Origin of the sequence: Paenibacillus silviterrae (assembly GCF_030167925.1) — a bacterium.
GTDB lineage: Bacteria > Bacillota > Bacilli > Paenibacillales > NBRC-103111 > Paenibacillus_G > Paenibacillus_G silviterrae.
Genome location: NZ_JASKUT010000001.1, coordinates 4,186,885 through 4,200,260, shown reverse-complemented (window position 1 = coordinate 4,200,260; position 13,376 = coordinate 4,186,885). Strand labels below are relative to the sequence as shown.

Genomic DNA, 13,376 nt, shown 5'->3' with positions numbered 1-13,376 from the left:
TTTATAATGCAAAATGATGAAGGACTTTCGCCCCAGATTCGATGGATCTTACCGGTCCAAGAGTGACGAACCATTCCATGTACAGACAGCTGTAATCTTGCAAAAAAAGCGATTTTTCAACCATTATATCATTTTTCGGTAGATTGCACTAGAAAAATTGAAAATTTACACAAAAAAATGAAAAACAGTGATGAACAATTTATGACCTGCGTAATTTTTCCGCCATCTCATCAATTTTGCGAAGACGGTGATTTACGCCTGATTTGCTTACTTGGCCTTTCAAGAGATCGCCGACTTCCTTGAGGTTCATATCCGGATGCTGAAGGCGAATTTCCGCGACCTCCCTCAGCTTCTCAGGTAAATTCCCAAGGCCGATTTCCTTTTGCAGCAGACGAATGTTCTCGATTTGCCGCACGGAGGCGCCGATCGTTTTGTTCAAATTCGCTGTTTCGCAGTTGACCAAACGGTTCACGGAATTGCGCATATCCTTCATAATCCGTACGTCTTCAAAACGGAGCAGCGCCTGATGAGCCCCAATCAAGTTGAGGAACTCGATGATTTTCTCGCCTTCCTTAATGTACAGCACAAAGCCCTTCTTTCGTTCAATGCAGCGGGCATTGAGATCGAATTCATTGGCCAGCTGACACAGCGCCTTGCAGTGCTCTTCATACATGGACGAAATCTCCAGATGGTACGACGAGCCCTCCGGATTATTCACCGACCCGCCCGCCAGGAAAGCGCCGCGCAAATAAGCTCTTTTGCAGCAGGTGCGGCGAATGATCTTGGACTCAATGCCGGGCGTGAACAGGAAGCCTTCCGAAACGATACTGAGCTTCGCCAAAATTTCCTGTACTTGGCTGGGTACCCGAACAATGTAGACATTGTTCTTCTTGAGACGCATCTTCTTCCGAACCAATAGCTCGGTATGCACCTTGAACTTCTTCTTCAGGAGAGAATAAATCCTGCGCGCGATCGCCGCATTCTCCGTAGAGATATCCAGAACCACACGCTGGCTTGTCAGCTGAACGCTGCCGTTCATACGAATCAGTGCCGCCAGCTCCGCATTCTCACAGCAGTTGTCCGCTTCGATCATCGTCAATTCTTTTTTCGTTTGTGCGGCGAAGGACATGGAACATCACCTCTTCTTGAACATCCAGCTCTCCACCAGCTGATAAATATGCTGACTTAGCCGCTCGGCATCGTGGCGTAAGTACGTGCGAAACAGCACCAGCTGGTCAGCAATAATTTGGTAGCTTTTGCCGGAGATTTTGTCTTCATCCACGGGTACTACTTTGGCACCCTTCTCGGCGTATCGATGCTGTACCTCTTCCGGTATTTCCCCGTTATTGATGATGACATAATCGAACAGATCATGTCCAACGTGCTCGTAGATCGCATTAATGTGATCGCTAACCGTATAATTGTCCGTCTCCCCAGGCTGGGTCATCACATTGCAGATAAACACCTTCAGGGCCTTGGACTCCACGATCGTTTGAGCAATTTCCGGAACCAGCAGGTTGGGAATAATACTGGTGTAAAGACTGCCGGGACCGACGATGATCGAATCCGCCTGCCGAAGCGCTTCCAACGCCTCAGGCAGAGGCTTCACATCCGAAGGCTCGATAAACACCCTGCGGATGACGCCTCCGGCTTTGGGAATCTTCGATTCCCCCTCCACAATCGTACCGTCCGTCATTTCCGCTTTGAGAATGATGGCATGGTTGGCAGTCGGAAGCACCTGACCCCGTACCGCGAGCACGCGGCTGAGCTCCCGCACGCCGGTCACGAAGTCCCCAGTAATATCTTTCATTGCAGCCAAAATTAGGTTACCCAAACTATGACCGGCTAATCCGTTCCCTCGATCAAAACGATATTCGAGCATCTGCCCCAGCAGCGGCTCTACCTCGGATAACGCCGTTAGCACGTTGCGGATATCCCCCGGAGGAACCATCTCAAGCTCCGAGCGCAGAATGCCGGAGCTGCCTCCGTCATCCGCCACGGTAACGATCGCCGTAATATCGACGGGCATCTTCTTGAGACCTCGAAGCATGACGGAAAGACCTGTTCCGCCGCCAATAACGACTACCTTAGGGATGTAGCTGTCAGCCGGGGTCATCTCCTCACCTCAACCCGATCCCGCTCCGAATCCCGATGCGTTACCCGGACAACCTCAGTTTCACTGTTGCCCATGACTTTCCCCAAGTATTCGGCAATCGCTACGGAGCGGTGCTTCCCTCCGGTACAGCCGATTCCTACGACAACCTGGCTCTTGCCTTCCTTCTTGTACTGCGGAACAAGGAAATGAAGCATATCCAGAAGCTTCGCCAGAAATTCCTGCGTCTCGTTCCACTTCATCACGTATTCGTATACGTCAGGATCCTGCCCTGTATTGGGGCGAAGCGTCTCTACATAATGCGGGTTCGGCAAGAAACGAACATCGAAAATCAAATCTGCATCAATCGGCACGCCGTATTTAAAGCCGAAGGAGATCACATTTATAGATATGCTGCTCGAGTCCAAATTGGTGAATCGGGAAATAATTTTCTCTTTGAGCTGCGCCGGTTTGATGCTGCTGGTGTCGATTACCTGTGTAGCCAGTCCCTTCAGCTCCTCGAGCAGCTTCCGCTCCTGTTGGATGCCTTCGAGCGGAGCCCCTGTCGGTGCAAGCGGATGCTTTCGGCGGCTTTCTTTATATCGCTGGACTAGGATCGAGTCGGTCGAATCCAGGAACAGGATTTCATACGTCAGTGTATAGTTATCCTTTAAATAGCGGAGCGATTCCGACAGCGACGTGAAAAACTCACGGCCGCGAAGGTCAATTACTAGAGCTACCTTGCCGATCCGGCCCTTGGATTGCTCTATGAGCTCTGCGAATTTCGGGATCAGCACAGGGGGCAAATTATCCACGCAGAAAAAGCCCAAATCCTCCAAGCTTTGCACCGCGATCGTCTTGCCCGCACCGGACATTCCCGTGATGATAACGAGCTTGCCTAGGGTATGCATCTCTTCCATGGCTGTAGCGGCCTCCCTTTTGCTTCCCATGCAGGAACGATTTACTATCTATACCCCTATACTGCCTACGGGCGGTTCCAACTGGAACCGCCCTGGATAGGTCTAGGTTGATTAGCCGCGCAGATTCAGGCCTGCCGCGCCGACTACACCGGCGTCGTTACCCAGAACGGCAGGAACGATATCCACGCCTTCCTTCGCCGTTTCTTGCGCACAGCCGTAGTAATACTTGCGAATCGCTTCGAAGAGTATATCGCCGGCCTTGGATACGCCGCCCCCTACGATGAATCGCTGCGGGTTAACGACCACGGATACGGTCGCCATTGACTTGCCAAGATACATGGCTGCGCGGTTAATAATTCGGAGCGCTACCTCATCGCCGGTCTTTGCAGCGTCGAAGACATCCTTCGCCATGATATTCTCTACCAGCGCTAGGGACGTATGCTCACCGCGCTCTACCGCTTCCTTCGCCATCCGGATAATGCCTGTCGCTGAGGATACCGTCTCCAGGCAGCCCTTACGGCCACAGCCGCACGCAATGGACTCGAGGTCCGGTACAATAATCATATGCCCCAGCTCGCCTGCCATGCCATTAAAGCCTTGGTATATCCGACCGTTAATGATAATGCCGCCTCCGACACCCGTACCGAGCGTATAGCACACTACGTTCGGTACGCCTTTGCCCGCGCCGGCCCATGCTTCACCAAGCGCAGCGACGTTCGCATCGTTGTCTATTTTTACGGTTTTCCCGAGCTTCTCTTCGAGGATCTTCTTCACTGGCACATTGCGCCAGCCGAGGTTGGGAGACAGCTTGATAAAGCCCTCCGGAATGTCCATAAAGCCAGCGATACCGGCACCGATTCCGGCAACCTGCTCCCATTCGTAAGGTGATTCTTGTACGAGCTTCCTTACATATTGAGCGATGTTCTCAAGCACTACGTCCGAGCCGTGCTCGGTTCCCGTTGGCCCCTCGTATGTCTGCAGCAAATTCCCCTGCTCGTCACATAACCCCACCTTAATGGCCGTACCGCCTAAATCCACTCCTACGTAAACCTTATCCGCCACTGACTCTTCACCTCATAAGAAATAATGTTCCCTGGATTAACCGATATGCACTCTTTATGACCAATATTAAGCTAACGGTCTCCATTGGTCAAGATGAGTCGCGGCAGTAGGGCCGATTTTCCATTCATAGGTACTACGCGGATAAACCGATTCCGTTTCGGGTCATATTATGGGCGAAGACTTATTCTTGAGGAAAAGGAGGTGAATCCCATGGCACTTCATGGCACCCCTGCCGAGGACCGCACGACCAAGAAGAACCGTACCGCTACGGACCGCGATATCGCGAATGCGCAGGAATATACGGCGGCTCTGGCCCAAGAGGATCAGCTGAATGCTGACGCGGCAGAGCCGGTGGCTTCCGTGCAGCAAGAGGAGCTGCAGTAAGGACCCTTCTTCTAAAGTTACAACAAAAAAGCTGTCCCCGCTAGGCAACCATAGCCCTGTGGGAACAGCTTTTTGCTTTTTTACAGCGATTGGCTCCAGTCATGCACCATATGGCCTTCGAGGAACTTCTCGCAGTCCAGCGCCGCCATACAGCCGCTGCCAGCCGCCGTAATCGCCTGGCGGTACTTGCTGTCCTGAACGTCGCCGCAGGCGAAGACGCCCGGAATGTTCGTCATCGATGTGCCTGGCTTCACTTGAATGTAGCCTACCTCATCCGTTGTGATCTGACCTGCCAAGAAATCCGTGTTCGGCTTATGACCGATGGCTACGAAGATCCCGTCGGTTTCAATGATTTCCTCCGCACCCGTTTCGTTGTCACGCACCTTCAGACCGGTTACTCCTTTGTCGCCGGAAACGACGGCAAGAGGCGTCTTGTTCAAGCTCCAGCTGATCTTTTCATTCTCGCGGGCGCGATCCTGCATGATCTTCGAAGCACGCAGCTCATTGCGACGGTGTACCAGCTGAACCTCTGTGGCAAAGCGAGTAAGGAAATTCGCCTCCTCCATCGCAGAGTCGCCGCCGCCGACCACGATAATCTTCTTGCCGCGGAAGAAGAAGCCGTCGCAGGTAGCGCAGGTGCTTACGCCGCGGCCGATCATTTCCTTCTCGTTCTCGATGCCTAGCAGCTTCGCAGATGCGCCGGTAGAGATGATCAACGTTTCCGCTTCGATCTCTCCCATGCCCTCTACCGTCAGCTTGAATGGGCGCTTGGACGTGTCCACGCTGTTCACCCAGCCGGTCTTGAACTCCGCGCCGAAGCGCTCCGCTTGCTTTCGCATATTGGCCATTAATTCGGGTCCCATGATTCCTTCCGGAAAGCCGGGAAAATTCTCGACCTCCGTCGTTGTCGTCAGCTGTCCGCCTGGCTCCGGCCCTTCGATAACCAACGGATTCAGGTTCGCACGCGCCAAGTAAATGGCCGCTGTCAAGCCGGCAGGGCCGGTCCCGATGACGATCGTTTTGTACATACGGATAATTCCTCCTCCAACATGCTGCCAAACCAAAATTTATTAAGAAAAGCTTCTATCGAAAAGAAAACCTCATAGTAGAAGTTTATCCTATCGCTCCGATTTTGAATCAGTTCTAGGCAGCTTGGAGAAAATCGCATTCATCTTCTCTTTCAAGCCGCAGGCCTCGTCAATCAGCTTCACATTCTTGCTTACGGTTGCGACCGACACACCGTAACGCGCGGCTACCTCATGGAAGGGAACCGGCCGGCGATGCATTTTGGCGGTCAAATATTCCAGCGCTGCCGCCCAGCCTTCCACCTTCGTGATCTTCGGCACCGCCGGAAACACTCTAGTTACGTATTCTACCCATAGCGTTTGCAAATCGTACTGCTGCACCAGCTCGTATCTGCGACTCATGTGCGACAAGGCGCAGTCCATGACCTGCTGCCACTTGCGGTCCCAACGCGGTAAGCCTGGGGAAAACGGCGAAGGAGCCACGGTAACCTGACGTCCGTCCAGCACCGCTTTGACCGTGTCCTTATAGCCGATGCTTCGGAGGACGAAGAGAGCCATTTTCTTCAAATAGTCGTCTTCCTCCGGCTGCTGGATAAATTCGAGCAGCGTATCCTTCACCTCATCGTCGCCGATCAGGCTGAACGCTTGAATGACCTGCAACTTCGTGTCCATATCCCCATGACGGAGCGCCCAGAAGAACGAAGAGCGAACCAGCGGATCCTTCTTCAGATGCTCCGGAAGCCCATTCTCGGACCGCTCCAAGCCGCGGAACTGCTCCTCGAACGGAAGGTGGTAATGATAGCTTACCGAAGGCTTTACCGCTTCATGACGATACCTGCGCAGCAGATTTAAATAAAACCGGGGAATTTCCGAGCCCGGGTCAAACTTCTCCGCCTGCCGCCACTGGCGTTCCGCCTCATCGTATCGCTTGGTTTGGTAAGCAGCCACCGCCGTATAGTGGAACAGACAAGGGTCGAAGCCCGCTTCTCCTGTTTTCAGCAACCGCTTGAACAAATGATATGCCGCCTCGTGCTCGCTAAGAATGCCCATCGTGGTTGCCAGCTTAAACACATGGTCCTGATGGAAAGGATACATCTTGCGCAGCAGCATCAGCAGCTCATTCAGATTGTCGCGGTCACCGAAATGCTGATAGAAGATGGCCAGGTTGCAAAGCGCGTGCAAGTTGCCCGGCTCCAGCTCCAGCACCTGTTTGATCATATCGACGGATTTATCGAAATGCCCCATGTAATAATAAGCAAGCGCCAAATTGTTCCGGGCCGCCATGAAATCGGGGTGCTTCTTAATCAGCTTCTCCATAATCCGAACCGCTTCCGCGAACTTGCCTTCCTCCAGCAGCGAGCGGGCGCGGTCATGCTCGAAGAGACCTTCCCGGGACTTAATCGTAGCCAGCTTCGTCGGACGGTCGAGCTCGTAGCTGAGCAGCTCCATCATCTCTTCCGATTCCTCGAGAAACTGCCCGTTCGGATCATTCTCCAGATAATGCACAATCGCCTTCTCGGCCGATTCATAATTCTCCATATTGGCAAAATTATTGGCCATATAGAAATAACACTCGGTCATCGAGGGATCAATGACATCGAGCACATTTTGCAATATCTTGTTGGACTCCTCATAATTGCCCATCTCCGACAGCAGTCCTGCCAGATTGCAGTGGTTTACAGGATTCTCGGGTTCGTATTCGGCGGCACGTTTAAAATACTTCAGTGCCTTATCATATCGATATCGGTCCATGGACTGAACGGCTTTCTCGAAAAAGAACGTAGCGTCCAGTTTCATCGGGATAATATTCGTAGTGGGCTTAAGCTGTACGCGTTTTTTCTTCTCCATGCAAGGCACCTCCGTGGTCCGTCCGGAACTCGCTCAGAAATCCGGGGTAATCTTAATGTACCTCTATAGTAACATACTCCGGCCCAAAATCGTAATCGATTCCTGAGCCGGAGCACGAAGTGTCGCAATATTTTAATTGGAAATAGGGAATCTATACGCCGCCGTACTTGAACAAAGAGCTGATCGAGCCGCCGGATTGGATGATGCGGATAGCATCCGAAAGCAGATGAGCTACGGAGAGCACCTTAAACTTCTCAGGATGATCGTCCGGAATCGCAATCGAGTCGGTAATAATAACTTCCTTAATGTTCGGATGGTTCAAGCGCTCCAAGGCTGGCCCGGAGAATACCGCGTGGGTGGCAAGAATGTAAACGTCCTTGGCGCCGCGTTCCTTCAGCCCTTCCACGACGTTGACGATTGTCGTACCCGTATCAATCAAGTCTTCGATGATAACAGGCGTTTTGCCCTCCACATCCCCGATAACGTGAGTAACGACAGCTTCATTGTGCGCATAACGCTTCTTGAACATCATTGCGATCGGCGCTTCGATCACGTTCGCCAGGTTCTCAGCTCGCGTTACGCCGCCGGCATCCGGGGAAACCACGATCAAGTCTTCGATATTCTTCTTCTTGATGTAACCGCTGAGAAGATCCAGTGCGGTCAAGTGGTCTACCGGAATATTGAAGAAGCCCTGAATGGCCGGAGCATGCAGATCGATCGTAATGACGCGGTGTGCGCCTGCCGTTGTGAGCAGATCAGCTACCAGCTTAGCCGAGATCGGTTCCCGTGGAGCCGCCTTGCGCTCTTGGCGGGAATACCCGTAATATGGAACGACAAGATTGATCGTCCGTGCCGATGCTCTCTTCGCCGCATCCATCATGACGAGCAGCTCCATGAAGTGTTCGTTGATCGGGTGAGAGAACGTCTGCACCAAGAAGACGTCACAGTTCCGAATGCTTTCCTCATAGAGGCAGTAGACCTCGCCGCTTTTGAATCGGGACAGTTTGATGTTACCCAGCGGAACCCCCAGCTCCCGGCAGATCCGCTCTGCCAATTGGGGATTGGATGATCCCGAGAATATTTTCACCTTGTCGCTGTGCATGATAACCTCCGCATATTATCTTAGATTCCTTAGTCCATGTTGACATGTTTCTACATCATCAGCCCTGTGACGATTTACACAATATTTAAAAAGTCCGACATTCCCATTATACATGAATTCGTCAAAATCCAATAGGCACCATCGTGCGTTTCCGACCCTTAAATGTGGCTAAATCGGTAAAACCGACGTCCTTCAGCAGGGCCACCGCTTGATCGAGATATTGCGCGAGCCGTTCCGGCTGGTGGCAGTCCGATCCAATCGTTATAGGTATTCCCAATTGCAGGGCATATTCAAGCATGCGGCGGCTTGGAAACATTTCGTTTACGGGCATGCGGAGTCCCGATGCGTTCAGTTCAATGGCCAACCCGGCCGTCTTCACGGCCTCCAGCGCTTCCCGCTCCAGATGCTCAGTAGGCTGCTCCGGCTTGAAGCCGAAGCGTTTGATGACGTCAATATGACCGAGGTAGTCGTAGAAGCCCGTCCGGGCCGCCTTTTTCACCGCGTCATAATATTGAACGTACACCTCGTAGGCGTCGCGCTCCTTCCATCCGTCCGTCTGCCGGTAATCCGTGATATCCCATTCCCCGAGAAAATGCACCGAGCCGATCACGTAATCCCACGGATACGCCTTCACAATGCGCTCGATGTCCCGCTCATAGCCTTCAATGTAATCCCCTTCCAAACCGACTCGGATGTCGATCTGCCGCTTGTATTTCTCCTGGAGACGGAATGCCTCTTCAACATAGTTCGGCAATTCCTCCATCGGCATCGCCATACCCGGGAGATATGTTGCCGGGTCTACATGGAGCAAGGGCATGTGATCGGACAGCCCCAATTGAGTGAGTCCGATCTCAATGCCCTTCAGCACGTATTCCTCCAGCTCGCCCGACGCATGACCACACCTAACGTGGTGGGTATGATAATCGATCAGCATGTTGGAGCTCCTTACTTTTTGGTATTGTGGCGGCGGTCCAGCTCACGCATAACCTCATCCAGCGGCAGCTTCTGCTCGCGCAGCAGCACCATCAGATGGAAGATCAGGTCGCTGGCTTCATAGCGAAGCTCGTCGGCATCGCGGTTCTTCGCGGCGATGATGACCTCGGCGGCCTCCTCGCCGACCTTTTTGAGGATTTTGTCGACCCCTTTTTCGAACAGGTACGTAGTATAGGCGCCCTCCGGACGCTCGGCATCCCGCTGAGCGATAACCGATTCCAGCGCATTCAGAATGGCGAAGCGATCGTTGCCTGCAGCTTCGACGCCCTGAACCGCGCCAAGCTTCACTTCATTGTAGAAGCAGCTGTACCGGCCGGTATGACAGGCAGCGCCCGCCTGGTCGACCAGCACCAACAGCGTGTCACCGTCGCAGTCGTAACGGAGCGCCTTGACCTTCTGCGTGTGTCCGCTGGTCGCGCCCTTATGCCAAAGCTCGCCGCGCGAACGGCTCCAGAACCACGTTTCTCCCGACTCGATCGTCAGCTTCAGCGACTCTTGATTCATATAAGCCATCATGAGGACTTCCTTGCTTACGGCATCCTGCACAATCGCAGGCACCAGGCCGTTAGCGTCCCATTTGATCGCTGCATTCAGCTCTTCCCCGTTGGTGATTCCCCCAGCTTGCTCACTCACCGTACTTCCACTCCTCTGCTTCGGAGGTCCTGCTTGACCTCACCTATCGTCATTTCCTTATAGTGAAAAATCGTTGCGGCCAATCCTGCATCCGCTTTACCTTCGCTAAACACATCGTAGAAGTGTTCTTTCTTTCCCGCTCCGCCGGAAGCAATCACCGGAATGCTGACCGTCTCCGATACCGCCCGGGTCAGCTTCAGGTCAAAGCCGTCCTTTGTGCCGTCCGCGTCCATGCTGGTCAGCAGGATTTCCCCCGCGCCGAGCTCCTCAATCCGCTTGACCCACTCCAGCGCCCTAATTCCCGTGCCGTTACGGCCGCCGTGGGTGAATACTTCCCACTCGCCCCATTCGCTATTAAACCGGGCATCCACTGCAACAACGATGCATTGGGAGCCGAATCGGCGGGCACCGTCCGAGACGAGCTGAGGATTTCTCACCGCCGCCGTATTGATCCCGATCTTATCCGCACCCGCGCGCAGCAGCCGCTTCATATCGTCCACGCTGGCAATGCCGCCGCCTACGGTAAAAGGAATCGTGATTTCCCCCGCCGTCTGCTTGACAACCTCGATCATGGTCGCTCTGCCTTCATGGGAAGCCGAAATGTCAAGGAATACCAGCTCGTCGGCGCCTTCGTTATCGTAAATCGCCGCCAGCTCGACAGGGTCTCCTGCATCCCGAAGGTTTACGAAATTCACACCCTTTACGACACGGCCGTCCTTCACATCAAGGCAAGGAATGATTCGTTTAGCCAACATCTCTTGTATTGCCCCCTCTCCCTATCGAATCATTATTTGAAGTTATCCCTTAACAGAAGCTGCATTGACACACATAGCTAGAAAATTCCCCAGCAGCTTCATGCCGACGTCTCCGCTTTTCTCCGGATGAAACTGCATGCCGAATACGTTGTCTCTTCCCACAATCGCCGTAACCTGTTGGAAGTAATCCGTTGTGGCCAATAGGTCCTCTTTACGTTCAGGCAGTACATGGAAGGAGTGTACGAAATACACATGGCCCTCCTCCAGATCACGAAAAAGCGGGCTTGCCTGCTTAAACTCCAACCGATTCCAGCCCATATGCGGGATTTTGTATCCGCCTTGGAAACGAACCACGCTGCCAGGCAACAGGTTCAAGCCTTGATTGTGTCCGTGCTCCTCACTGCTGCCGAACAAAAGCTGCATCCCAAGGCAGATGCCCAGCAGCGGCTTGCCCGTCTCGGCATAGTGCTTCACGGCTTCGTCCAAATGAGACGCACGCAGATGCTCCATAGCGTCGCCGAAGGCACCGACGCCCGGCAGAATCGCACCGTCCGCCTCAAGCAGCACCCGCTCCTCCGAGGTCACAACGGCTTCGTAGCCGAGACGCTCCACGGCCTTCGCCACGGAGTGAAGATTGCCCATACCGTAATCAATGATTGCGATCATGCTTACAGCACTCCCTTCGTCGAAGGCACGCCTTTCACACGGGGATCGATTGTAGTTGCCTCGTCGAGCGCGCGTCCGAGTGCCTTGAATACCGCTTCCACCATGTGGTGCGTGTTGTGCCCGTAGTGTACGATAACGTGCAGCGTAATCCGCGCCTCGAGCGCGAACTTATGCAGAAACTCATGCACAAGCTCTGTCGTGAAGCTGCCGACCGTCTGGGACGGGTACTGGGCACGATATTCCAGGTGAGGACGATTACTGATATCGATGATCACCTGTGCGAGCGCCTCATCCATCGGAATGAACACATTCGCGTACCGCTTGATGCCCTTTTTGTCGCCGAGCGCTTCTCTGACCGTCTGCCCGAGGCAAATCCCGATATCCTCTACCGTATGATGATCGTCAATCTCCACATCGCCGATCGCCTTCACGTTCAGATCGAACTGACCGTGCTTCGTGAACAGATCCAGCATATGATTGAAGAAAGGTACATCCGTATCAAGCTCCGAAATCCCTGTTCCATCGATGGCAAAAGAAAGCTTAATATCCGTTTCGTTCGTTCTTCTTACTACCTCTGCCGAGCGTGCTTGCTGCTTTTGCTCTTGTTCAGCCACGAGTGTTCCCTTCCTTCTCCAGTCGAATTTGGATCGCGCGCGCGTGAGCCTCGAGCCCCTCATGACGGGCAAGAGCGATAATTTTCTCGCCGTCGCGCAGCAGCGCTTCCTTGCTATAGTAAATGACGCTTGATTTTTTCATAAAATCGTCCACGTTCAGCGGCGACGAGAACCTTGCGGTTCCGTTCGTCGGCAGCACATGGTTCGGACCGGCAAAATAATCCCCTACCGGCTCCGAGCTGTAAGGACCGAGGAACACGGCGCCGGCGTTTTCGATTTTGCCGAGGTACTGGAACGGCTCCCGCACGATAACCTCGAGATGCTCCGGCGCCAGCTGATTGACGACGCTCACGCCCTCGTCGAGGCTCGCTACGCGCAGGATCGCACCGTAATCGCGGATCGACTGCGCCGCGATGTCCCGCCGCGGCAGCGCGGCGAGCTGGCGGTCCACCTCGGTGCGGACCGCCTCGGCCAGCTCCGGCGATGGAGTCACCAGAATCGCCGAAGCCATCTCGTCGTGCTCCGCCTGCGAGAGCAGGTCCGCCGCCACGTAGGCGGCGTCCGCGCTCTCATCCGCCAGCACGACAATCTCGCTCGGGCCGGCTATGCTGTCGATGTCGACGGCGCCAAACACGTAACGTTTGGCTAAGGCGACATAGATGTTCCCCGGCCCTACGATCTTGTCGGCCGCCGCGATCGACTCGGTGCCGTAAGCGAGCGCCGCTACGGCCTGCGCCCCGCCGACGCGGTAAATCTCCCGCACGCCGGCTTCGGCTGCCGCTACGAGGATGTGCGGGTTAATGCCCTCCACGCCCGCCGTCGAAGGCGGCGTGACCATCACAATCTCCGGCACGCCGGCCACCTGCGCCGGGATCGCGTTCATCAGCACCGACGAAGGGTAGGCTGCCTTGCCACCCGGCACGTACAGCCCTACCCGGCGCAGCGGACGGATGACCTGGCCGAGAATACTTCCATCCGGCTGCAGATCCATCCAAGACGAACGCTTCTGCTTCTCGTGAAAGCGGCGAATGTTCACAGCCGCCTCGCGAATCGCTTCAAGGAACGAAGCGTCTACATGCTGATAGGCCGCTTGGATCTCCTCTTCACTCACCCGAAGATCCTCTACCTTCATTTTATCCAATTCGAGCGCCAGCCGACGCAGCGCCGCGTCGCCGTTCACCCGAACGTCTTCGATAATTTGCTTGACGCGCTCGTTTTGCTCCGGGGAGCCGTATTCCACTTCCCGCTTCAGCGAGAAGTCGTTTGCATCCATGATTCTCAT

General features: G+C 54.2%; 14 protein-coding genes. 1 reads left to right on the top strand and 13 read right to left on the bottom strand.

Annotation, left to right across the window (positions count from 1 at the left end):
* Positions 1 to 199: 199 nt before the first annotated feature.
* From whiA to QMO62_RS19340, 4 genes are all read right to left on the bottom strand, one after another.
* The gene (gene whiA / locus QMO62_RS19355; protein ID WP_284643425.1) at positions 200 to 1,129 is read right to left on the bottom strand and encodes a DNA-binding protein WhiA; all 930 of its coding nucleotides are present in this window, start codon (positions 1,127 to 1,129) and stop codon (positions 200 to 202) included.
* 6 nt (positions 1,130 to 1,135) lie between these two features.
* Complete coding sequence (mgfK, locus tag QMO62_RS19350) at positions 1,136 to 2,116, bottom strand: gluconeogenesis morphogenetic factor MgfK (RefSeq protein WP_284643424.1); 981 nt, start codon at positions 2,114 to 2,116, stop codon at positions 1,136 to 1,138.
* Positions 2,113 to 3,012, bottom strand: a complete 900-nt coding sequence (gene rapZ, locus QMO62_RS19345; protein WP_284643423.1) for an RNase adapter RapZ — start codon at positions 3,010 to 3,012, stop codon at positions 2,113 to 2,115. Before rapZ ends, mgfK begins: the two co-directional genes overlap by 4 nt.
* A 111-nt stretch (positions 3,013 to 3,123) precedes the next feature.
* Positions 3,124 to 4,074, bottom strand: coding sequence for an ROK family glucokinase (locus QMO62_RS19340; RefSeq protein WP_284643422.1), 951 nt, complete (start codon positions 4,072 to 4,074; stop codon positions 3,124 to 3,126).
* Between the two features lie 210 nt (positions 4,075 to 4,284).
* Between QMO62_RS19340 and QMO62_RS19335 the strand changes: the two genes are divergently transcribed.
* Positions 4,285 to 4,458 carry a hypothetical protein gene (locus QMO62_RS19335; protein WP_284643421.1) on the top strand — a complete coding sequence of 58 codons (174 nt, stop codon included), beginning with the start codon at positions 4,285 to 4,287 and terminating at the stop codon, positions 4,456 to 4,458.
* A gap of 80 nt (positions 4,459 to 4,538) precedes the next feature.
* On the opposite strand, the gene trxB is transcribed toward QMO62_RS19335, so the two are convergent.
* The 9 genes from trxB to hisD all read right to left on the bottom strand — a co-directional run bounded on the left by trxB (position 4,539) and on the right by hisD (position 13,376).
* Complete coding sequence (gene trxB / locus QMO62_RS19330) at positions 4,539 to 5,486, bottom strand: thioredoxin-disulfide reductase (protein ID WP_284643420.1); 948 nt, start codon at positions 5,484 to 5,486, stop codon at positions 4,539 to 4,541.
* A gap of 90 nt (positions 5,487 to 5,576) precedes the next feature.
* Positions 5,577 to 7,331, bottom strand: coding sequence for a tetratricopeptide repeat protein (locus QMO62_RS19325; RefSeq protein ID WP_284643419.1), 1,755 nt, complete (start codon positions 7,329 to 7,331; stop codon positions 5,577 to 5,579).
* Positions 7,332 to 7,482: 151 nt separating this feature from the next.
* A complete protein-coding gene (locus QMO62_RS19320; protein ID WP_284643418.1) occupies positions 7,483 to 8,433 on the bottom strand; it encodes a ribose-phosphate diphosphokinase in 951 nt (316 codons plus the stop codon).
* A 121-nt stretch (positions 8,434 to 8,554) separates the two neighbouring features.
* Positions 8,555 to 9,367 carry a histidinol-phosphatase HisJ gene (hisJ, locus tag QMO62_RS19315; protein WP_284643417.1) on the bottom strand — a complete coding sequence of 271 codons (813 nt, stop codon included), beginning with the start codon at positions 9,365 to 9,367 and terminating at the stop codon, positions 8,555 to 8,557.
* Between the two features lie 11 nt (positions 9,368 to 9,378).
* A complete protein-coding gene (gene hisIE, locus QMO62_RS19310) occupies positions 9,379 to 10,059 on the bottom strand; it encodes a bifunctional phosphoribosyl-AMP cyclohydrolase/phosphoribosyl-ATP diphosphatase HisIE (protein ID WP_284643416.1) in 681 nt (226 codons plus the stop codon).
* Entirely contained in the window at positions 10,056 to 10,814 is a 759-nt protein-coding gene (hisF, locus tag QMO62_RS19305) for an imidazole glycerol phosphate synthase subunit HisF (protein ID WP_284643415.1), read from the bottom strand. Before hisF ends, hisIE begins: the two co-directional genes overlap by 4 nt.
* 42 nt (positions 10,815 to 10,856) lie before the next feature.
* Positions 10,857 to 11,480 (bottom strand): imidazole glycerol phosphate synthase subunit HisH, encoded by a 624-nt coding sequence (gene hisH / locus QMO62_RS19300; protein ID WP_284643414.1) that lies wholly within the window; start codon positions 11,478 to 11,480, stop codon positions 10,857 to 10,859.
* Positions 11,481 to 11,482: 2 nt separating this feature from the next.
* Complete coding sequence (gene hisB, locus QMO62_RS19295; protein WP_284643413.1) at positions 11,483 to 12,094, bottom strand: imidazoleglycerol-phosphate dehydratase HisB; 612 nt, start codon at positions 12,092 to 12,094, stop codon at positions 11,483 to 11,485.
* On the bottom strand, positions 12,087 to 13,376 hold the full coding sequence (gene hisD, locus QMO62_RS19290; RefSeq protein WP_284643412.1) for a histidinol dehydrogenase: 1,290 nt from the start codon (positions 13,374 to 13,376) through the stop codon (positions 12,087 to 12,089). The genes hisB and hisD overlap by 8 nt, the downstream gene beginning before the upstream one ends.